Annotated in this window: 23 protein-coding genes; 4 read left to right on the forward strand and 19 right to left on the reverse strand. The window is 71.3% G+C overall.

The annotated features are described in order from the left end of the window. Positions 1-126 precede the first annotated feature (126 nt). The 4 genes from ABZ374_RS29955 to ABZ374_RS29970 all read left to right on the forward strand — a co-directional run bounded on the left by ABZ374_RS29955 (position 127) and on the right by ABZ374_RS29970 (position 2,874). Positions 127-387, forward strand: coding sequence for a putative ATP-grasp-modified RiPP (locus tag ABZ374_RS29955; RefSeq protein ID WP_360316744.1), 261 nt, complete (start codon positions 127-129; stop codon positions 385-387). Positions 388-394: 7 nt separating this feature from the next. Further along, positions 395-1,342, forward strand: a complete 948-nt coding sequence (gene tgmB / locus ABZ374_RS29960) for an ATP-grasp ribosomal peptide maturase (protein ID WP_360316746.1) — start codon at positions 395-397, stop codon at positions 1,340-1,342. After that, complete coding sequence (gene tgmC / locus ABZ374_RS29965; RefSeq protein ID WP_360316749.1) at positions 1,343-2,554, forward strand: ATP-grasp peptide maturase system methyltransferase; 1,212 nt, start codon at positions 1,343-1,345, stop codon at positions 2,552-2,554. It begins immediately after the preceding gene. A 65-nt stretch (positions 2,555-2,619) separates the two neighbouring features. Beyond that, on the forward strand, positions 2,620-2,874 hold the full coding sequence (locus ABZ374_RS29970; RefSeq protein ID WP_360316752.1) for a hypothetical protein: 255 nt from the start codon (positions 2,620-2,622) through the stop codon (positions 2,872-2,874). Between the two features lie 58 nt (positions 2,875-2,932). On the opposite strand, the gene ABZ374_RS29975 is transcribed toward ABZ374_RS29970, so the two are convergent. From ABZ374_RS29975 to ABZ374_RS30065, 19 genes are all read right to left on the reverse strand, one after another. Continuing rightward, on the reverse strand, positions 2,933-3,559 hold the full coding sequence (locus ABZ374_RS29975) for a collagen-like protein (RefSeq protein WP_360316755.1): 627 nt from the start codon (positions 3,557-3,559) through the stop codon (positions 2,933-2,935). After that, positions 3,556-3,903, reverse strand: a complete 348-nt coding sequence (locus ABZ374_RS29980; protein WP_360316757.1) for a hypothetical protein — start codon at positions 3,901-3,903, stop codon at positions 3,556-3,558. Before ABZ374_RS29980 ends, ABZ374_RS29975 begins: the two co-directional genes overlap by 4 nt. 16 nt (positions 3,904-3,919) lie before the next feature. Next, positions 3,920-4,387, reverse strand: a complete 468-nt coding sequence (locus ABZ374_RS29985; RefSeq protein ID WP_360316760.1) for a hypothetical protein — start codon at positions 4,385-4,387, stop codon at positions 3,920-3,922. Further along, positions 4,384-5,547 (reverse strand): peptidoglycan-binding protein, encoded by a 1,164-nt coding sequence (locus ABZ374_RS29990; RefSeq protein ID WP_360316762.1) that lies wholly within the window; start codon positions 5,545-5,547, stop codon positions 4,384-4,386. The genes ABZ374_RS29985 and ABZ374_RS29990 overlap by 4 nt, the downstream gene beginning before the upstream one ends. Further along, complete coding sequence (locus tag ABZ374_RS29995) at positions 5,544-5,783, reverse strand: hypothetical protein (RefSeq protein ID WP_360316764.1); 240 nt, start codon at positions 5,781-5,783, stop codon at positions 5,544-5,546. The genes ABZ374_RS29990 and ABZ374_RS29995 overlap by 4 nt, the downstream gene beginning before the upstream one ends. Before the next feature lie 56 nt (positions 5,784-5,839). Beyond that, positions 5,840-6,421: a hypothetical protein gene (locus ABZ374_RS30000; RefSeq protein WP_360316766.1), complete on the reverse strand. Its 582-nt coding sequence runs from the start codon at positions 6,419-6,421 to the stop codon at positions 5,840-5,842. 57 nt (positions 6,422-6,478) lie between these two features. After that, positions 6,479-6,730, reverse strand: a complete 252-nt coding sequence (locus ABZ374_RS30005; protein WP_360316768.1) for a hypothetical protein — start codon at positions 6,728-6,730, stop codon at positions 6,479-6,481. Next, positions 6,730-7,839, reverse strand: a complete 1,110-nt coding sequence (locus ABZ374_RS30010) for a DUF5047 domain-containing protein (protein WP_360316770.1) — start codon at positions 7,837-7,839, stop codon at positions 6,730-6,732. The genes ABZ374_RS30005 and ABZ374_RS30010 overlap by 1 nt, the downstream gene beginning before the upstream one ends. Before the next feature lies 1 nt (position 7,840). Then, positions 7,841-10,066, reverse strand: coding sequence for a hypothetical protein (locus tag ABZ374_RS30015; RefSeq protein WP_360316772.1), 2,226 nt, complete (start codon positions 10,064-10,066; stop codon positions 7,841-7,843). A gap of 3 nt (positions 10,067-10,069) precedes the next feature. Further along, a complete protein-coding gene (locus ABZ374_RS30020; RefSeq protein WP_360316774.1) occupies positions 10,070-15,319 on the reverse strand; it encodes an NlpC/P60 family protein in 5,250 nt (1,749 codons plus the stop codon). A gap of 35 nt (positions 15,320-15,354) precedes the next feature. Then, positions 15,355-15,681, reverse strand: a complete 327-nt coding sequence (locus tag ABZ374_RS30025; protein ID WP_360316776.1) for a hypothetical protein — start codon at positions 15,679-15,681, stop codon at positions 15,355-15,357. A gap of 80 nt (positions 15,682-15,761) precedes the next feature. Beyond that, positions 15,762-16,214, reverse strand: coding sequence for a hypothetical protein (locus ABZ374_RS30030; protein ID WP_360316779.1), 453 nt, complete (start codon positions 16,212-16,214; stop codon positions 15,762-15,764). A gap of 106 nt (positions 16,215-16,320) precedes the next feature. Further along, the gene (locus ABZ374_RS30035) at positions 16,321-16,911 is read right to left on the reverse strand and encodes a phage tail protein (protein WP_360316782.1); all 591 of its coding nucleotides are present in this window, start codon (positions 16,909-16,911) and stop codon (positions 16,321-16,323) included. A gap of 68 nt (positions 16,912-16,979) precedes the next feature. Continuing rightward, on the reverse strand, positions 16,980-17,369 hold the full coding sequence (locus ABZ374_RS30040) for a hypothetical protein (RefSeq protein ID WP_360316785.1): 390 nt from the start codon (positions 17,367-17,369) through the stop codon (positions 16,980-16,982). Then, complete coding sequence (locus tag ABZ374_RS30045; RefSeq protein WP_360316788.1) at positions 17,366-17,704, reverse strand: HK97 gp10 family phage protein; 339 nt, start codon at positions 17,702-17,704, stop codon at positions 17,366-17,368. Before ABZ374_RS30045 ends, ABZ374_RS30040 begins: the two co-directional genes overlap by 4 nt. A gap of 16 nt (positions 17,705-17,720) precedes the next feature. Further along, positions 17,721-18,083 (reverse strand): hypothetical protein, encoded by a 363-nt coding sequence (locus ABZ374_RS30050; protein ID WP_360316790.1) that lies wholly within the window; start codon positions 18,081-18,083, stop codon positions 17,721-17,723. After that, positions 18,083-18,493, reverse strand: a complete 411-nt coding sequence (locus tag ABZ374_RS30055; RefSeq protein WP_360316793.1) for a hypothetical protein — start codon at positions 18,491-18,493, stop codon at positions 18,083-18,085. The genes ABZ374_RS30050 and ABZ374_RS30055 overlap by 1 nt, the downstream gene beginning before the upstream one ends. A 13-nt stretch (positions 18,494-18,506) precedes the next feature. Next, on the reverse strand, positions 18,507-19,523 hold the full coding sequence (locus tag ABZ374_RS30060; protein WP_360316796.1) for a glycosyltransferase family 4 protein: 1,017 nt from the start codon (positions 19,521-19,523) through the stop codon (positions 18,507-18,509). Beyond that, complete coding sequence (locus ABZ374_RS30065; protein WP_360316799.1) at positions 19,520-20,476, reverse strand: phage major capsid protein; 957 nt, start codon at positions 20,474-20,476, stop codon at positions 19,520-19,522. Before ABZ374_RS30065 ends, ABZ374_RS30060 begins: the two co-directional genes overlap by 4 nt. Between the last annotated feature and the right edge of the window lies 1 nt (position 20,477).

Genomic DNA, 20,477 nt, shown 5'->3' on the forward strand with positions numbered 1-20,477 from the left:
GTCAAGGCGGACATTAGAACTAGGACTAATCGTCCCCATGATCACGGAGAGCACCCGAAGAGGCACTCTTCGACGTAATCGGTGTGGTCGGCCCACCGGCCGCACCCAGGCGATACGGAGGATCGAGTGAGCAACACGACCATCCCCTGGGCCCTGCGGCTGATGAGCCGGCCCCGTCCCTGCGCACCCGCGCCCTACGTCCGCACCGAACTCGACGCCGAGACCCAGCGCGTCCTCTACCTCGACGCGGCAGGGCTGCGTGTGGAGATGGGCAGGCACGGCACGAGCCAGGACACCAGCACCGCGAGCATGTCCGGGGGCGGCGACGGCAGCAGCCCTCAGCGGCAGTCCCAGGACGACAGCGTCACGGACCACGTGCCGGACTAGGACGGCCATGGTCGACAGGCCCGTGGTGGTCGTGACCGGAATACACGACACGACCGCAGACTGGGTGATCGAGGAACTGCACGACCGGCACGTGCCGGTCGTGCGGCTCGACCCCGCGGACATCGGCGATGAACTGGTCCTGGACGCCCGCATCGGCGGCGACACGACCGGCTGGACGGGGCGCCTCGCCACGCCTTCCCGCCGGCTCGACCTGTCCGGTGCGCGTTCCCTCTACTACCGACGCCCCTCCCCCTACTCGACCGCCTACGCACATCTCGACGGACCGGACGCCGCGTTTGCCGAGAACGAGGCCCGCTACGGACTCGGCGGAGTGCTCTCCGCACTGCCCGGTTGCCTGTACGTGAACCACAGCGCCGACATCGCCCGCGCCGAACTGAAACCGGCACAGCTCCAGGCCGCCGCCCGTCTGGGCTTCGCGGTTCCCCCGACGCTCATCACCAACGACCTCGACGCCGCACGGGAGTTCGCCGCCGCGCACGGCCCCGTCGTCTACAAGCCGCTCCGCTCGCCTCGCATCCACGCAGGTCAGGCCCGCACGATCTGGGCCCAGCAGATCGATCCGGAATCTCTGGACGCCACGATCGTAGCGATGCCTCATCTGCTCCAGGCCCGAACGCCGAAGGTGGCCGACCTGCGGGTGACGGTCGTGGGTGCCGCAGCCTTCACCGTGCGCATCGAGTCGGCCCTGATGGACTGGCGCGCGAACGCCGAGGAGGCCACCTGCATCCCGGTCCCCACCCCGCCTCGCCTGGCCTTCGCCATGCGGGCCTACCTGGACGAGTTCCGCCTGATCTTCGGCTGCTTCGACTTCGGCGTGACCGCATCGGGCGAGATCGTGTTCTACGAGTGCAACGCGAACGGCCAGTGGGCGTGGCTCCCCGGCGCAGACGCGATGGCCGCCGCGTTCGCGGACGTGCTCCAGAGAGGACTGTGAATGGACAGCATCGACCCGGAGGCCACGCGCGCCCTGCGTGAGCGCCTCGCCGATCGGCTGGAGAAGGCCGGCGAACTCACCGACCCCGCCTGGCGGACGGCCGTGGAGGACATCCCCCGCGAGGCGTTCGTCCCCGGCTTCTACCGCGACTCGGGCACCTTGGACGGGTGCACGCGCTGGGAGCCGGTCACCCCGGCGTCCGACCGCGCCGCCTGGCTGGACGCCGTCCACAGCGACACGACCCTGATCACCCAGCTCGACGAAGTGCCGGCGGACTGGACCGATCCCACTCCCCGCATCGGCGGGCACCTCACGTCCTCGTCCACGCTGCCGTCGCTGGTCGTGCGCATGTGGCAGGACGCCGACATCCGCGACGGTCACGCCGTCCTGGAAGTGGGCACGGGCACGGGCTATTCGACAGCGCTGGCGTGCCACCGACTGGGGTACGACCTGATGACCTCGGTCGACGTGGACGGCTCGGTCCTGGATCGGGCCGCCGGCGCTCTGCACGGCCTCGGCTACATGCCGTGGCTGGCCACGGCGGACGGACTTCAGGGCTATTGGCCGGCCGCCCCCTACGACCGCATCGTGGCGGCCTGTTCGGTGCGCCGAGTTCCCAACGCCTGGCTGGAACAGACCGTGCCCGGCGGCAGGATCCTGACCACCCTCGGCGGCTGGGGCGACGGCTACGCGCGCGTCCTGCTGACCGTCGACGGCGACCGCGCGCACGGGCGGCTGCTCCCGGGCACCGTATCGTTCATGCCCGCCCGCCGCGACGCCGCGCCCGCACCGGGCAACCCCTACCACTGGGCGATGAGGGCGAAGCAGGACGACGAAAGGACCGTCCGCGATACAGCCCTCTCCCCGGCCTTCTACGGCCAGGCCACGGAGACGGCCTTTCGTGCGCGCTTCGTGGCGCAACTCGCCGCGCCCGGCGCGCAGATGGTCGCGCCGGCGGACCACGCGGAGGGGACCGTGTTCCTCGTGGACACCACGAGCGGTTCGTCGGTCGCCGTCGGCCCGCAGGGCGACCACTGGATCGCCACCCAGGCCGGGCCCGTGCGCCTGTGGGATCGGATCGAGCACGCGGTGCTCGCCTGGCAGGCGGCGGGATCCGCCGCCTTGACCGAGTTCGAGATGACCGTGGACGAGGACGAGCAGTCCGTTCGGCACGCCGCGTCCGGCCTGCGTTTCGTTCTGCCGCGGTCGTAGGCGGACCGACGGGCTTCACCCGCGAGTGTGGTGCACGGAGGTACCGGGCCTGCGAAGCTGTGCCCATGACCGGCAGCCTCTTCCATTACACGTTCGCGTCGCCGCAGCGGGACGACTACGTATACGGGCCCCACGGGATCGGTGTGCGCGCGGATCTGGTCGGGGTGGTCGTCGACGCCTGGACCGGTGGTCATCCGGGCGGGGCGTCCGCGCTGCTGCGCGCCGCCTCCGAAGGGGAGGACCGCACGGTGGAGGAGGTCGCGCGCCTCGCCGTCGCGGCGGTCGCCGCCCGACTCGTGGGTTCCTCCTCGACGTTCTGAAGCACGCGAAAAGCGGCCCCTTCGGCACCCGGATCCGGGTGCCGAAGGGGCCGTTCGTTCATCTGCGTCGGGAGGACGTCGAGGGCGGTGCTCCGGTGGGCGTGGTGCGCGAGCACACGAGCGCGTCGGGATCCCATGTCGGAGTGGCGAGGCCGTAGTCGCTCGGGCAGGCGGGGCCCGGCGGTCCGGGTGGTCCGGATGGTCCGGTCGCCCCGCGCTCCCCGACGCCGGCCGGGCCGGGCGGTCCGGGTTCGCCCTGAGGTCCCGCCGGGCCTGCCGCGCCCACCACGCCGTCGACGCCGGGCAGGCCGGTCGCGGAGGTGCCGTCCCGGCCGTCGACGCCCGGGACTCCGGGAATGCCGGGAGGTCCGGGCGGTCCCGTGGCGTCGATTCCGGGCGCGCCGGGAGCGCCGTCCCGGCCCTGTTCGCCGGGCGGTCCGGGCTCGCCGGACTTCCCGGCGTCCCCGCGGCTGCCCGGCGGGCCGGCGACGGGGGTGCCGCCCATCCCCTGTACTTGGGTGGCGAGTTGGTCGCGGGCGCGGTTGGCGTCGCGCAGCTCGGCGGAGAGTTGGACGACCTGGACGGCCAGCCAGCCGGCGCCGGCGAGCGCGAGGAGCATGGTGACGACAGCGAGCCACTCGGCGCCGCGCAGGCGTCGACGGGGCACGGCGACCTGTTCGTTCATCGAATCGCCGCCCAGATCGTTGCCGCCACGGCAAGCACCCCCAGGAGGATCGGAATGATCGCCGAGTACAGGCGGGTCTGTCGCTCGCGTTCGCGGCGTTCCTGTTCGGCGCGTTGATACGCCTCGAAATCGTCTTCGAGGCGGCCGGCCTCGGTGCGCAGCTTCTCCAGCTCGCGGGCGAGTTCCTCGATGCGGCGGTCGGTGTGGGCGCTCTGGAGGGCGTACACCTCGGTGGACACGACCCGGTCCAGGCGTGCGTTCAGGGCGGCCATGCCGTCGCGGAGTTCGCCGCGGAGGGCGTCGATCGATCTGCCCAGCTCTCCGACGGTCAGCTCATCGGGCATTGCCGCACCCGCCCGCTCAGGCCGGTCGCGACCCGAGCGGACCGCCCGGGTCCTTCTCGGCCGGCAGGAACGCCGCGGTCGCCGAGTCGCCGACGAACCGCGCGAGTCCGCCCTTGAGGACGGCAAGCGCGGCGGGGACGGCCGCGTACAGCGCGGAGTCCAGGACCGACATCGACAGGGTGCCGTGCAGGATCAGCGCGCCGGCGAACGCCTCGGCGTAGGTTGCCACGGTGCGTTCGGCGAGGTCGACCAGGTATGCGGCGCCGGTGCGCGGTGTCGGGTCGGCGGTGCGGCGCAGCAGGAACGCGCCGATGGCGTTCTTGATCACGGCGATTCCGGCGGGAACCGCGGCCAGGGCGGCGGCCTGTGCGGCGGAGAGGTCGTAGTGGGCTCCGAGGAGCAGCGCCGCGGCGAATGCCTGGACGAACGTGGCGGCGGTGCGTTCGGCCAGGTCGGCCAGGTACCGGGCGAAGGTGCGGGTCATGCGATCACCTCGAAGTTGTGTTCGGCGCCGAGCCTGGTGAGGGAGCGGATGGCCGGGGTGCCGTCGGCGTCGCGGCCGGTGAAGCCCAGGCGTCGTTGCCAACCGGCGTAGGCCGTGCGGGTTTTGGTGCCCCAGGACCCGTCGACGCGGGAGGCGTCCAGGAGGCCCTCGGCAGCGAGCGCTTTCTCCACGACCAGGACTTCGGCCTTGTGGGTGGTGTGGCCGTCCGGCGCGGGGATGTCCGCGCGTTCGGCTTCGAGCAGGTGGGCCAGGAACACGGTGGTGGTGCCGGTGCCGGGCAGCGTGCCCAGGAGTTTGCGGAGGGAGCCGTCTCCGGGGACTCCGTCGGCGTCGGATCCGGAAAAGCCCAGGGAGCGCTGGTAGTCAGCGTAGTTCTCGGTGTCGGCGTCGGACCAGTCCGGCCCGGGGCCTTGCCGGTAGTGGCTGCCGAATCCGCGGGCGACGAGGGCGCGGCCGACGGCGGTGACGTGGTCGCCGTGGGCGCCGTAGCCGTAGGTCAGGCCGCCGATGGTGACCTGGTAGCGGGCGGGTGCGGCCTGTCCCGGGGTGCCGGGTCCGGGGGTTGCGGTGCCGCTCGGCGGGACCTTCGTGATGTCGATCGCGCCGGGGTCGCCGTGGTCGTTCCCGGGGATCTGCGAGTGCCCATAGTGGCCGCCGCGGCCCAGCCAGGTGGCGCGGTCGCGGTCGTCGTGGTCGCCCGGGTAGCGCTGCGGGGCGCCGGCCGGCCACACGTCGGGGATGCCCCAGGCGCGTATGGCGCCGATCAGCCTGAGGAAGTTCGGTTTCGACGCGGGGTCGAAGCCGTCGGTCCAGGGCTGGGAGGCGCGCCCGCAGACCTCGACCTGGATGCACACGCGCCCGGTCCGGTTGGTCCGCGAGCCGCCGTCGTTGCGCAGGGCCCGGCCGGAGGTGTCGAGGGCGGTGAACTGGCCGAGGCGGTCGGACGCGGGGTCGTAGAGGACCTGGGGCCACACGGATTCGCGCTTGAGGTAGGACGCCATCGAACTGAACCAGCCGCTGCCGGCGGGTGATTCGACGGTGTGCCAGACCGCGCGGGGCGGGAGGTCGGGGGTGTCCATGGAGCCGCCGGAGTCGGGGCCGAGCCGCTCTGCTCCGCTGATGTAGGAGGGTCCGCTCACGGGGTCGCCGCCGTGGTGTCGGGACGCGCGGGGGCGTCGGTGGGGAGGTAGTGGTCGAGGTCGCCGTCGGCGCGCAGGACGTAGATGCCGCCGTCGCGGCCGGACTTGGGCGAGCGGTCGGGGTCGGTTTCGCACGCGGCCAGGACGGTGTCGACGTGGGATCGGGGAACGACACCGCAGTACGTGTCGGGGACGTCGTCGCCGGGGTGGACGATCGCGGCGTGGTAGTCGGGCATGGGTGCTCCGGGCATGGAAAAGCCCCCGGCCGGTGGTCGGGGGCGGGCGAGGGGGGTCAGAGGCTGGAGGAGACTCCGTCGATGCCGATCCAGTGAGGCGCGCCGGACAGGACGAGGGCGTTGATCCAGCCGTTGGTCGGGTCGATCTCCAGGCGGGCGTGGATCTGGGTGGCCCATTCGGTGGCGACGATGTAGTAGCGGTAGTAGCCGGGCCAGTAGCCGCCGGGCAGGGTGCCCAGGTGGATGGTGGTGCCGGCGGCGAATCCGTCGCCGTCCGTGCGGCGCAGCGTGCCGCGCAACTCGACACTCCCGTTGACGAGTCGGTATGCGGGGCTGCCGGTGTTGTAGGAGATGCCGGACGCGAGGGGGAACGGAATCCAGGGGCCGGGCGTCAGGGGCAGCCAGTTCCCGCCGTCGTAGTAGTCCAGGCGGTCCGCGTCCTTGAGGTAGGCGACCATGCCTTCTTGCGGAGCGGAGTCGCCGGCGAGGGTGGCGCCGCGATTGGCGGCGCTGGCGAACCGCATGACGGAGCGCCCGGCTGCGGCGTCGGCGATGCCCTTGCCGAGTTGCTGGGCGTCGGCGGCGTCGGTGAGGAGCGAGTAGGGGATCTCCTGGCCGTACTTGTCGGTTGCGGGCATGCGTCACCTCCACCCGGACTCGTGGTTTCCGGGCGTTGCAGGGGAAGTCGGTGAGGTTCAGGCGAGCTTGGCCGTCACGCGCCATTCGCCGAGGCGGTTGCGGTCCGCCCATACGCGGTCGCCCACCACCGGGCTCGTGTAGGTCGCGGCGCGGCGGGCCTTGACGGTGGTGCCGCCGCCGATGTCGACCAGGAGGGTTCCGGCGGTGGAGTCGGGGGTGAGGGCGGTGACGGTGCCCATGCGCCAGTCGGCGGACGATTCGTCCATGAGGCGGCGCACGACGTCGTGGATGATGTCGGCGAGGTCCATCAGGGCTCCGGGTCGTCGGCCGCGGACATGGTTTTGATCGAGCAGGGCCCGTCGCCGAGGGGGATGGTGAGGGAGCGGACGATGTGCAGGGTGCGGGTGCCGTCGGCGTAGACGGCGCGCACGCAATCCCCCGGTTCCAGTGCGGGGTTGGGGATCGATTCGAGGTCGACGGTGGTCTTGAGGCCGATGCCGGTGCGCAGGAGCCCTTCGGCGGCGACGGTGCAGTCTCCGCCGGTGACCAGGAGCGGCGACTCGTAGGTGAGCAGGCGCTGCCCGAGCGGGCCGCCCCAGCGGGTGGGGCTGGCGGGGTCGGCGTCGACGACCAGGTCGGTGACGGGCGCGGCGTTGTCGGTGGAGTTCTGGCCCGATGCGCGGACGCCGTTGTAGAGGCGGTCGGAGGACAATCCCCAGCCGGCGGAGATCTGCACCCCGCCGGGCCCTGCGGCGACGTCCCACACCGGTGTCGCGTCGCCGGGCGCCGGCGGCAGGTCGGCGACGACGAGTGTGCCGATCGCGTCGAAGTAGCAGGCAGCGCCGACCGCCTTGGCGAGTTCGCGGCAGGCCGACCAGCGGTCGTCGCCGGCCTTCCACACCCGGTAGGCGGGGGTGCGGTCGTGGGTGGTGCGGTCCGCGACGACGACGGTCGGCATGACCGCGAGCACGGCCGCGGAGATCGCGTCGACGTGGGAGGCGAGGCCCCGCGTGTCCCACGAGCCGGTGAACTTCGCGGCCTGGACCACGACTTCCTGGCCTTTGGCGGTGACGGTGACCGGTCCCTCGTCGCGGTCTCCGGACACCTGGGTGATGACGTGGATGCCGCAGGGGACGACCTCGGTGCTGCCGTCGGTGTACGTCAGGCCCTGGTAGGGATGCAGTGCCTGCCCGTAGGGCGCCAGGGGGTCGGCCGGGTCGAACGGCAGGAGCGCCGGGTCGGCGACGGTGAGCGTCATCGAGTAGCGCACGTCGGATCCGGCGTCGGCGGTGACGGTGCCGTCCTCGTAGGGGACGCCGGCGAGCAGGAGGGTGGCGCCCTGGAGGACGTCGACCCTCCCGGCCGGGCTGTGGCTCGCGGTGAGCGCGGGCAGGAACCCGGGGGTGACGGTCAGCACTTCACACCCCCTGGAGCGTGTCCAGCCACGTCGGGTACTTGGCGAGCACCGCGGCCCAGGTGGGTGCGGTCCCGTCGTCCTTGACGGTCTGCCAGGTTCGGGACGCGGATCCGACCATGCCGCCGGCGGGCCGGGCGACGATCGTCAGGGGCAGCGTCCAGCGGCGGCCGGGTTCGGAGCCCATCTGCACCAGGCGCGGTGACTGCACCGCGCCGACGGACACGTACAGGTAGTCCAGGCCCCAGCCCGGGCGCGCCCGCAGGAGGAGGACGTGCCCCGGGGCGAGAACGAATCGCAGCAGCGTGTCGTCGTCGGGGCTCCAGGTGTAGGCCGCGAGGTCGCCCTCCCCGGTCTGACGCACGTCGGAGCGCGCGATCGGGTCGGCGCGCCCGCGGATCCGGTACACCGCCCGCGCGATGCCGAACGTCCAGTCCGGCGGTTTCTCGATCATCAACCGGATCGAGCGGGCGGGCTGTCCCGGGTCGGACAGCCACACATACGAAGGGTCCGCCGGCGGGGCGACGGTGATGCTCGTGGTGCCGGTGCCGAGATCCTTGGCCGGGGGTCCGGGCACGTGACGGATGTACTCATAGCGGATCGAAACGCCGAGCGGGACCTCGTGGTCCGTGACGACCATGACCGCGCCCGGCACGGGCACGCCCTCCAGGTCGCCGCCGTATCCCCGGACGGGCGAGCGGGTGCCGTCCGGATCGACGCGGTGCACGGTCATCGTGGTCGCCCCGCCGGAGTTCGCATTCCTGATCGTCAGCGTGGCCGACCCCGTCTCCGGGTGGGCGGTCAGCTCGTAGGGCGGGGCACCCGGCACGAGGCCGACGGCGTCGATCCACCACACCTGCCCGGCAACGGTGGACTGCGGCAGGGACACCACCCGGGCCCACGCCGCATTGTTCGGGGCCTTGCGGCCGATGATGTTGGCGAACCAGGCGCCCGGTGCCTGCCCGAGGTCCTGATCCGGGGTGGCGTTCCCCAGCCAGGTCACACCGTCGCTCGCGTACCAGTCGATGTCGGTCCACATCGGGCCGGCGGACGCCGACCGGTAGCTCTGACTCGCCAGGTAGTAGGTGCCGGCGACGACCGGCACCAGTCCGGTGGTGTGGACGCGGGCCTGTCCGGCGGCCGGGGTGGTGATCTCCAGGGACCAGAACCCGGCTGCGAACTGCGCGGTGGTGCGTGCGATGGACGCGTTGGTGACCGCGGTCCAGCTCGCGAGGTCGCACTCCATGGACTCGGCGGCGAACGGCAGGAGGTTGCCGGCGACGCTGAACGGCGCCGCGCGGATCGTCATCTGGTCCACGTGGACGACCTGGGCCGCGGCGGTGGCCTGCGGCCGGACGACGAGGCGTGCCTTGGTCGCGGTCGCGGGAGGTTTCGCCGACACGCCCAGCCGCTGCCAGGTCGTCACTGCGGTGGTGACGCTCGTACTGGTGGTGCCCACCAGCGAGTTCGACGCGTCGTACCACCACAGCTCCGCCTTCACGGACAGGGCGATGGGGGTGCGGATGAAGAAGTATCCGAAGTACTCGACCCCGGGGGCCACTGCGGGTGTTGCCGCCGACCGGACCTGGACGTCGCCGGACGCGGTCGCGGTGATCGCGAGCGAGTACCAGCCCTCGACGACCTGGGCGGACGAACGCGCTGCCGCGCAGTTCACGGACGCGGTCCAGCCGCTCGCGTCCATCTCGACGGACTGGTCGTTGTAGGAGAGGAGGTTGCCGGTTTGCAGGACCGGCGGCCCGAGCCCGACCTCGTCGACCAGGATCTGGCCGCCCGCGAGCATCCCCGTCACGGTGATCGTGAGCTTCACCTGGGTCGCGGTCGCCGGGGCCGGCGCGTCCGCGTAGGTCGGGGGCGTCACCCACGCGGTGGACGCGGGCATCGAGGTGGGGGTCGTCCCGACCGAGGTGCCCACCGTCGCGTTGGAGGCGTCCAGCCAGGTCAGTGTGAGGGTGACCGTGCGCCCGGCGACCGCGGCGGTGTTCGCGGTGAACAGGTAGGTCAGGTATTCGGCGAGGGCGGTGATCGGCACCGCGCCCGTGGTCGCGGCCACCGACCCGTTCGCGGTCGCCGTGAGCCGCATGCACGCGGCGCCGGTGTACCAGGCGCCGGTGACCCGGACGGCGGTGGTGTTGGCCCCGGCCGTCCAGGTCCCGATGGTCGTCTCGAAACCGGAGGTGTTCGCGTCGAGGAGGTTCGTGGTGATGGCCACCGGTCACCCCCTGCCCATGCCCAGGCGCTCGCCCAGTTCGTCGGTGGAGCGTCGGATCCGGCCGTCGACCATTCCCAGGAATTCACCCGAGGACAGCCGCAGTTCGCCCGTGAACGAGCCGCCGTCTCCCCCGCGCACACCCGCGAAGAGCGCGTCGGACTGCGCGCCGGTGAATACCGGCTCGGGCCGTGACGTGCCGTTGTAGGTCAGATTCAGACCCGGCGGAAGATATCCACCGGAGTCGAATGCGAGCGGCACGATACCGCCCGACTTGTAGCCCCGGTATCCTCCACCGGCGGCGAGGGAACGAAGTCCCGGAGTATTGAAAGGAGTTCCCCACCTCGCCTTTATGTAGCGGATCGCGGCGACTGCATTGTGAATCGGGTTCAGAATGTCGTCCATGCCGGGCAACTTGTAGGCGTTGAACGTCGGCGGAATGGTCTGCATCAGACCGAACGTCCCGCCGTACCTTTGGTTCGAGTCCCAGTGGTTTTCCGCGCGCGGATTCCCGCCGGATTCGTGTTGCGCGATGGTCGTCAGCGGGGCCAGCCACTCGGCGGGGGAACCGGTCGCCGCAAGAGCCGCCCGCAGCCATCCCGCGAGGTCCCCGAACGTCGTGACCGCACCGGCCATCACGTCGGAGGCCATACGGCGGACGTCGACCACGTTCACGATCGGCGACTCGCTGACGCCCAGCCCCGGCCGAGGCGCGTTCCACAGCCGCCCCGGGCCCATGTACATGCCGACGTGCGACGGGCTCGGACCCACGAACTGTTCGAACACCAGGTCGCCGGGGACGGCATCCTTCATGTCGATGTGCCGTCCGCGCTTGACCTGGTCGTAGGTGGTGCGGCCGATCTGGACGCCCACCGCGTCGTAGGCGGCCTGGGTCAAACCGGAACAGTCGATGCCCGCGCGGGTGGTACCGCCCCAGAGGTAGGGCACGCCCGCATACGTCATCGCGTCACGCAGCGCCATGGCCGCGATCCCCACCCCCGAGGAAGACTGCTTGCGGTCGTCCTCGCGGATCCAGTCGACGACCCCGTCGATCGCCTTGTTGGGCACGGCCCGAGAGATCTTCGACCAGGCGCTGTCGCCCGGGAGTCGGCCGATCATGGCCCGCACCGGCTCCATCGCCACGTCGACGGACGCGGCCAGGAATCCCCGGGAAAGGGACGCGGCCTTGTCGAGGACCCAGGACGCCCCCGGGATCGCGTCGATTCCGCTCGTGACGGTGTCGACGACGCTGCCGACGATTCCGCCCCACGAATAGGCGCCCACGATCGGGGTGTCCGCGAGCGCGGAACGCACGCCGGACACGCCGCCGGAACGCGCGGCGGCATTCATGCTGTTCACGAATCCGGGGCCGACCGCACGCGTCCATTCCGGACGCATGATGGCCTCGCCACCGGATACCGCGGCGAGGCCGATGTCCCGCCCGGGGGTGTATCCCGGGTAGATGCCGCCGCTCGCAAACCCGGCTGTCCCGTCGGGAAGCGACGGGAGACCGACCTTGTCGGCGACCCAGTTCCAGACGCGCTTGATTCCGTTGTCGTAGACCTGGTTCACCACGAACCGAACCGGTGCCGCGACGATTTCCTTGAACAGCGACCAGAGAATGGAGATTCCGTCGACGGCGACCCGGAACGCCTTCTGGACGTTGGTCATCGTGCTGTCGACGATCGAACCGATCTTGTCGAACCAGGGCTTGATTCCGGTCTGGTAGAGATCCTGCGCCCAGTAGCCGACGGATTTCATGCCGCCGACGACCGCATCGAACGCGGGCGAGATCATCCGGTTCCACGCCCAGTCCACGGCGGCGGCAATGCCCGACCACGCGGGTTCGAACACGCCGTGCCACAGCTCCGCAAGCCGGTCGCCGACCCAGCCGAATCCGGCGCCGAGCCCGTCGAGGATCGGCTTGAGGATGTTGGCCCACACCCAGGAGGCGGCCAGGGACATGCCGGCCCACGCGGGCTCGAACACGCCGTGCCACAGCTCCGCGAGCCGGTCGCCGACCCAGCCGAGCCCGGTGACGATCGCGTCGAACGTGGGCTTGAGGAATTTCGTCCACACCCAGGAGGCGGCGATCCCGATGCCGGTGAACGCCGGCTCGAAGATGTCCCGCCACAGCCACATCGTGAGCGCGCCCAGGATGCGCCAGGCGATGAGGAGCGGTGCGATGAGGATCACCGCGATGATCGCCGCGAGGATCTTGACGCCGGTGACGATGGCGTCGAACACGGGCGAAAGGACTTTCCGCCAGAGCCAGTCCGCTCCGGCGGCCACGGCGTTCCAGCCCTCGACGATCCCGTCGACGGCCGGCTTGATGCCGTCGCGCCACATGGCCGTGGCGGCGTCCGCGATCCAGCCGAACACGGGCCGGAGGGCCTTCTCCCACACCCACACGAAGGCCGCTTCGACCTTGTCCCAGTGCAGGATGAGCAGCACGATGAGCGCGATCACCGCGGCGATGGCGGTCACGATCAGGCCCATGGGTGTCGCCGCGCTCAGGGCCGCGTTGATGGCCATGGCCGTGTTGATCGCGCGCCACGCGATCGCGTAGAGCACGAGGAACTGCACGAGTCCCGGCATGTGTTCGGCCAGGAATCCGATGAACTTCGAGACGGCCGTGAGGATTTCCAGGAACGGGCCGCGCAGCGGGTCGAGGGCGTTGCTCACGTCCGCGAGCGCCCGGCCCATGGCCGCGAGCGCCTCCTTCAACAGGGGGGCGTTCGCGGCGGCGTTCGCCAGAAACCGCTCGAACTCGGGGGATCCCTTGAGCTTGGTGCCCCAGTTCGCGAACCGACCCGTCGCCCGCTCCATGCGGGTGGCGATCGAATCCATGTGCGGATTGAAGGCGTCGAAAATCCCGGCGATCCCCCGGAAGAGGTTGCCGAAAGAGACGCCGACACCCTCGATCGCCCGCGGCATCGCGACCGTCAGGTCGGCCTTGAAACTCGCCCAGAACGGGTCGCGCGCGAACGAGCGCGACGCCCGATCCATCAGGCGGCCGATGCCGTCCGCCGCCGCCAGGACCATCGGCGTCAAGGTCGGCAGGGTCCTGGTCAGCCCGTCGACGAACCGCGTGAGAAGGGGGAACACCGCCGGCGACAGCGCGTCGGACCACTGCTTGAAGGCATCCTTGAGCCGCAGGACCGCGTCGTAGGTCGCCCGCTGCGACGGGTTCATCTTCGCGAGCGCGTCCTGGTACTTCTGCGCGGCCGTCGCCGCCGCATCCATGCCGGCACCGGCCTGCTGCGCCGCCGCGGCTGCGGCGAGTTGCGCGGACTGGATGCCGCGCTGGGCCGACGTGATCTGGTCGGCCGACTGCTGCGCGGCCTCGGCGACCTGGCGCTGCGCGTCCGCGAGTTGCTGCTGCGCGTCGGCAACGGCCCGCGCGCCTTCGGTCTGCGCTGCCTGCGCCCCTGCCGCGGCCTCGGCGGTGCGCCGATCGGCCTGGGCCACGGCCTCCTTGGCCTGGACGACCCGCTCGGAGCCCTCCACGCCGGCCTTGGCCGCCGCCGAAGCCGTCTCCTGCAAACGCCCGGTGTCGCGCCGCTGGTCCTCCAGCCGCTGGACCGCCTCGTCGTAGGCGAGCTGCGCCTCCTCCCGGTCCAGCTTCGACACCACCGCGCCGGCCTCGCGGGTCGCCGCGAGGCGCTGCTGCGCCCGTTCGACCGCAATGACCGCGCTGCGCTCGTCCAGCGCCGCCCCGGCGAGCCGGGAGTTCATGTCCTCCAGCTCCAGGCGCGCCGCCTTGCGGGCGTCGGTGAGCGCGACCTGCGCACGCAGAGAGTCGCGTTGCGCGTCGACGAGCTGCTGCTCGGCCTGCCTGGTGCGCTGTACGGCCTGCGCCTGCGCGTCGACAACGGCGCGCTGCGCCGCGGCCACCTGCCGCAGGCCCTGCTCGCGCTGCTGCGCGGCCTGCCGGTACGCCTGCGTCAGGGACTGCTGCGCGCCCTCCATCTGGAGCGCCTGCTGCTGCGCCTGGATCGCCTGCTGTGCCGCCGCCGCACCGGACTTGCCGGATGCGGTGGCCGCCGCCTCGTTGGCGGCCTTCTGCGCCTGCAACGCGCCAGCGATCTTCATGATGCCGGGCACGGCGACCAGGGCGACCGCGCCCAGGCCGACGGCCGCGGCGAACGCGGCCGAGGTGATCGCGCCCAGGCCCGCGGCAAGGACGCCGATGGCCGGAGGCACGGTCAACGTGGCCAGCAGGGCCGCGAATTGCAGGATGTTGCTCATGGCCGAGCCGGTGTGGATCGGGATGTCGATCCGCTTGCGGTCCAGGATGTCGGCCTGGACCTGGACGGCCCTGAGTTCGTTGCGCGCCCGCGTCGCGTCGACCCGCACGTCGAGATCGATGTTCTCGTTCATCCCGAGCTTGGCCAGCTCCGCCCGGATGTAGTCGATCTTGGCCTGGGCTGCGGCGGCATCGATGTCGATGCCGATCCGCACGTCCCGGAGCTGCTCCAACTCCGCGCGCAGGCCCTGGAGTCGGGCGCGTGCGGGCGCGGTGCTGGCGTCGATGTTGATGTTCGGCAGCGACGCCTGCGCGGCCTGCACGGCCGCGCGGAGCCGCGCACCGAAGCCGCCGTCGACTTCGAGCCGAACCTCCCACGGCTTGAGGGTCGCGAGCCGGATCTGCTCGCGCATCGCCTCCAGCTCGGCAATCGCCCGCGCGGTGTCGACCTGGACACGCACATTGGGGCTGATCGCGCCGAGCCGGCGCAGCTCGGCTTCGAGGCTCTCGGCCTCGATGCGGGCTTCGTCGGCGCCGATGTCGATGCCGATGCGCTTGTCGCGCAGCGACTCCATCCGCACGCGCAGCGCCTGGAGGTCGGACTCGGCCTCGCTGGTGTTCGCACCGACCTTGATGTTGGGCAGGCTGCGGACCGCGGCCTCGACGCGTGTCTTCAGCTCGCGGGAGAACGCGCCGCCGGTCTCGGCGCCGGCGCGACCGCCCTGCGCGGCGGCGAGTTTTCCACTGGTGCGAATGGTGTCCGGCAGCGCGTCGCGCACGGTGCGGCGCAGTTCGCGGGAGATCTCCTCACCGAGTTGGGTGCCGATGCGGATGCCCGCGCCGACGACCTGTACTTGCAGCGCCTGGGTGAGACGGTTGCCCATCTGCTGGCCGGCTTCGGTGCCGACCGTGTTCGCCGCGGGCAGGATGCCCGCACGCAACCGGTTCAGGATCCCCTGGGTGTTGGGAATCACGTGCACTTCGACGGTGCCCACCGTGATCGGCACGAGGAGTCACCTCCTCGCGCTGGTTCAGATGTGGGTCACGCGAGGCCGTCGAGCATCGCGTCGAGGTGTGCGCTCATCCATGCGGGAGATGGAGCGAGCGTCGTCGCGGGGGGACGCCAACCGGGCCGGCGGATACGCGGCGGCGCCGGCGGACGGGGGGCCCTCTTGGTGTCCCAGTTCACGCAGATCTCGTGGTGATGCAGGTCCCTGATCGCTTCCAGCACGCCCGCGAGGAGCATCTCGGCCTGGGACCAGCGGCCTTGCTCCGGTAGGCGGGCGGGCTCGTCGTCCGCGGTGGGCTCGGGGGCGTCGTTGCGGATCGCCGTCCACGTCGCGGATTCCGGCGGGAGCTTCTCGATCATCACCCGGACCTGACGCCATGTCAGGAGACCCCGGTGGACGTCGAGGAGGTCCACTCGGTTGTAGAAGCTCAGGTCGGCTTCTACTTCCTCCGCATACGCGTCACAGACTTCCGTCGTCCACCGGACTTTCCCACCGACTCGCCGGCCTTCGCGGACAGGTCTGCCATGAAGTCGCCGATCTGGTCCTGGTCGGGGTCCAGGTCGAAGTACGCGTCGAGGCTGTCCGGGGTGAGGATGGCCGCCATGAACGCGTCCATGTCGCCCTGTTGCAGGACGCGCATGGTCGACGCCTTCCACTTGCCGGGCATGAGCGCGACGACCTCGTGCACGACGGTCTCGCCGTCGACGGTGCCGGCGAGTTCCGTGCGCAGGTAGCCGGTGGGGTTGAGGGCCTCGACCTCCTGGGCCAGGGCCGCGGGGCTCGCGCCCTCGGCGGCGAGGGGCTCGCGGACGGACTCGTACCGCGGTTCCGGTGCCGGCAAAGACTGGGGGCGGTCGAGGTTGACATACGGCTGCATGGGGCTGTCGCTCATGGGTGTACTCCTGAGGGGTGTTCGCGGGTCGCGGGTCGCGGGAGGTGTGTGCGGTGGGCGGGCGGTCCCGCGAAGTGCCGTCCGCCCACCGGTCGGTGACGTCCGGTCAGCTACTGGGGCTGTCCACGACGGCGGCCTTGATGGTGTGGTAGACGGTGTTCCCGGCGTCGTCCGGGTAGGCGGTGATCGTCATGTTGTAGATCGCCAACTCGTCGTTCTTGTAGGTCTCGTCCTCGCGGTTGGAGATCTCGCCCTGCGGGATGTAAAACCCGCGGAACGTGGCGCCGTCCAAAACGACGAACCACCAGGCGCGCCGGTCGGGGGTCGGCGTCGCGGTCTCCGCGAAGTTGATCAGCCCGTCGCCGTCCGGCGTCAGCGAGCCCTCGGGAATCCGGTTCCACAGGCTCATCACCGCGGGCCGGTTGATCTCCTGGCACGCGACCTTGAACGTGCGGTTGGACTTGGTGATGATCGTCCGGAACGGGCTCGTCTGCCCCCAGGACCGGAACTCGGTGGAGTCCTCGTCGAAACCGCGGACGAGACCGTCCTCGGTGAGGCGGCCCAGGGCCGCCCAGGGGCCCGGGGGCGTGGCGAGGGGGCTGGCCGGCTTGGTCGTGCCCAGCGGGGCGACCCAGCCCCCGCCGTTGGTGCCCGCCATCGTCACGTCGGCGTCACGGGGGATCACAAGGGATGGCATCGGGGTGTCTCCAGACATGCAAGAGCCCCGCGCGCGGCGGGGCCGGAAGGAGGGGAAGTGGGGCCGCGTCAGGCGGCGGGGTGGAAAAACACCTCGTAGGTGGCGCCGATCCTGCGCAACGCGGTGTTCTCGTAGGGCCGCCACCCGGGCGCCGACACGGTGGAGACGCGCCCCAGGACCGCCCCCGCGACCACCTGCCCGGGAAGGTCCCGGGTGAGGGATGCACGAGTCCACGCGGCGATGCCCGCGGCCTGGGCCCGGGTGGCCGCGTACACGTCGACGTCGACCAGGGCCCGATCGAGCCGAACCCCGTCGTCGTCGCCGCCCACGCGCACCACCTGGCCGCACGGCAGGTCCGCGAGGAGGTCGTTGTCGAGTTCGGCGGCCCAGACCGTGTCGGGCCGGGCGGCGACCAGCCAGGCGATCAGCAGGACCTCGACGTCCGGGAACGCGCTCATCCGCCACCTGCCGCCAGCGCCGCGCGCAGCAGGACGTGATGTCCGCCGCCGCGACCGCCCTCGGCGCCGTATTCCACCCACGCCGCGTACCACGCGGAGTTGTGGACGGTGGCCTGTGCGCGGTCGTGTCTGCGGGCGCCGCGGTCCGTGACGATGACCTTGAACGAAGCCTTGTACAGGCCCGTGTGGTGGTCGTCCATGCGCGTGCTGACCGGGGCCATGGCCTCGGCGGCGCTCCTGATCGCCTGCGCACGGCGGATCATCTCGCGGAGCATCATCTGCGAGCGCAGGAGTTCCCCGACGCCCTTCATGTCGCCCCTGAAGCGTGTGGGCACGGTGCGCCTCCCGTCGTCAGCCGGTGATGCGGTCGAGGAGGAACTGCACGCAGCCCTCGGTGCCGGTGAACGGCGAGGGACCCCAGTCGCCTGCCTCGCCCGTCACCTCGTAGACCTGGCCGCGGTGGCGGAACCGGTCGGTGGTGCGGACGTCGGAGCCGGGCGGGGCGTAGACGGTGAGCCCTTTGATGACGGTGTCGCGCGCCTGCTGCTCCGTCCCTCCGGGGGACGGGGCGGCTTGACGGGGTGTCACGACGCAGCCGTGCAGGTCGGTTTCGACGTCGGGGCCGGGGATCGGTTTGCCGTAGGGGTCGCGGCCGGACGACGGGCCGGTGCGGATCCGCGTCAGGGTCACGCCGTGCGGGACGGGGAAGACCATCAGATCCACCCCCAGCCGGGCTCCCAGTCGAGGCCCCACCAGCCGTCGTCGTCGATCGGGAAGGTCGGGACGGGGGTTGCGTCCTCGGGTGTCGGGTCGATCGTGAACGCGCCGCCGCGCCCGGCCATGGCCTTGAGCGCGGACTTCTCGGCCTTGGTCAGGTACAGGCCCGCCTGGGGCCGTTGCACGCTGATCGGGCCGATCGTCTCGTAGCTGACCCCTTGGGGGTTCGCGTAGGCGCGGCCTGCGGCGGACAGCACGACGACCGAGGCCGCGTCGGGCAGGGGTTTGACGATCGACTCGCACAGGAGCACGGCCTGACGGATCATCAGGTCGGCGCGGGCGCCCTCGATCTCGCCGAGGTTCAGGTACAGGCCCAGGTCCTCGGCGGTGGGAGGCGTGAACGCCACGGTGTACCTCCGCTCAGGGGGTCATGGCCTCCACGGCCGTTACGAACGCGGCGAGGTCCTCGGTGGGGTCGAGTTCGGCCGAGCGGGCGAGCGCCCTGCGGGACGCGGTCCGCCAGGCGGCCGGATCGTCCAGGCCGCGGAGCGCCGTCTCCCACGCGTCGATGTCGGCCGGGTCGGCGAAGATTCCGGCGGAGCCGAGGGCTTCGTGCAGGCCGGGCGTGGGTGAGGCGACGACGGGGATGCCCGAGGCCATCGCCTCGACGGCGACGCGGCCCCACGACTCGTAGGTCGAGGGCATGATCACCACCCGGGAGCGGGCGTAGACGAGATCGCGCATCGCGGCGGCTCCCGACACCTGGTCGAGGACCTCGACGTTGCCCTGGCCCGCGTAGGAGACCTGCTCGCCGTAGGCGCCGGTGACCGCGAGGAACCGTGTGTCGGGCATGCGTTGGGCGAGCGCCCGCAGGACCATGCCGCCTTTCTCGTGGCAGCGGTTGACCAGGGTGACCCGGTCCCCCGGTGTCGTCGCGTAGTCCGCGGCGGCCACCGGGGGCCGCACCACGATCGAGACGTTCGGGCGCGTCGCGTCCGCCTGCTCGGCGAGGAGCGCGTCGGCTTCCCGCCTGACCCATTGCGAGTTGTGCACGGCCAGCGCGGTGGTGCCCGTCACCAGGTTCCGCAGGGTGGGCTGACGCGAGGTGTGCACGGGAACGATCAGCGGTTTGCCGTAGCCGTTCGCCAACGCTCGTGTCGCCGGGACCAGTTCGTACTGGCCCAGGACCGCGTGCGACCTGCGCAGCGCGGCGTCGAAATCCTCCCGGGCCTGGAACGGCACGACCCGCACTCCGTCGACCTCGTAGGGCCGCGCGGTGGTGCCGTAGCGGGCGAGCCACACCGACACGTCGTGGCCGCGCGCCACCAGGGCGCGCAGCATGGCGTGGGTCGCGATCTCGCCGCCGGCGTTGTGGTCGGGCGGGTACTGGCCCATGCGGGCGACGATGCGCAGCGGCCTCGCCGCCTGCGTCGTCACGAACCGGACGGGGTGCCGACGTACTTCACGAACGCGTCGTCGTCGCCCTGGACGTAGCCGTAGTACGCCTCCGCGAGCAGCAGGACCAGGTTCTCCTGGAACGCGCTGTGGACGGCGCCCTCTTCGTCGATGTAGGTCGCCTCGTTGGAGATGCGCACGGTGATGTCCATGCCGACGCCGTAGGCGGTCTGGGTGAAGTCGCCGCCGATCATCCGCAGGCCGGTGTCGACGCTGGCGGACTGGCGGCGCTGCTTGCCGCTGATCGCGCGGGAGTAGGCCAGCGGCTCGCCCAGGAGCGACCCGCCCAGCGCGGTGTTCGTCCCCGGCGTCAGGGTGTCCACGAAGATCGGACGGCCGTTGACGTCGGTGGCCAGCAGCATCTTCGGCTTGAGCCGGTGGTCGGCGACGAAACCGGTCAGGTCGTAGTCGTTGTCGACGACCTTCTCCATGCCGGCCACGAAGTCGGCCCAGATGCCGCCCTTGTTCTGGGCGGCCGTACCGAGCGTGACCGAGGCGGTGGTGCGGGCCAGGTAGTCCGGGAACGGGCCGGGCGCGCCGCGCATGGTCTTGCCGTGGATCGTCGCGTGGTCGAAGGCGCGCGCGAAGGCCGTGGGCAGGTCCTTCTGGAGCTGCGTCCACAGGCCGCCGGCGTTGGTCTTCGCGACCTCCATGGAGACCGGGATGAGGACGGCGATCTTCTTGGCGGACATGGTCTTGATCGCCACCGCGCCGGTGGAGATCGGCTTGCTCTGGGCCTCACCGACCCAGTCGGCGGTGGGCACGTCCAGCGGCACCGGGATGCTCGTGGTCGCGTCCATGGCCAGGGGGATCTGGTTCGAGAGCTGCATCACCGCGGACTGCTCGACGCTCTTCTCGAAGATCGGCCCCGTCAGGATGCGGGGCAGGAGTGCCGCGTCGACATTGGAGAGCTTGATCGGGGGCGTAGCCACCATC

It is taken from the genome of Embleya sp. NPDC005971 (assembly GCF_040629175.1).
Lineage (GTDB): Bacteria > Actinomycetota > Actinomycetes > Streptomycetales > Streptomycetaceae > Embleya.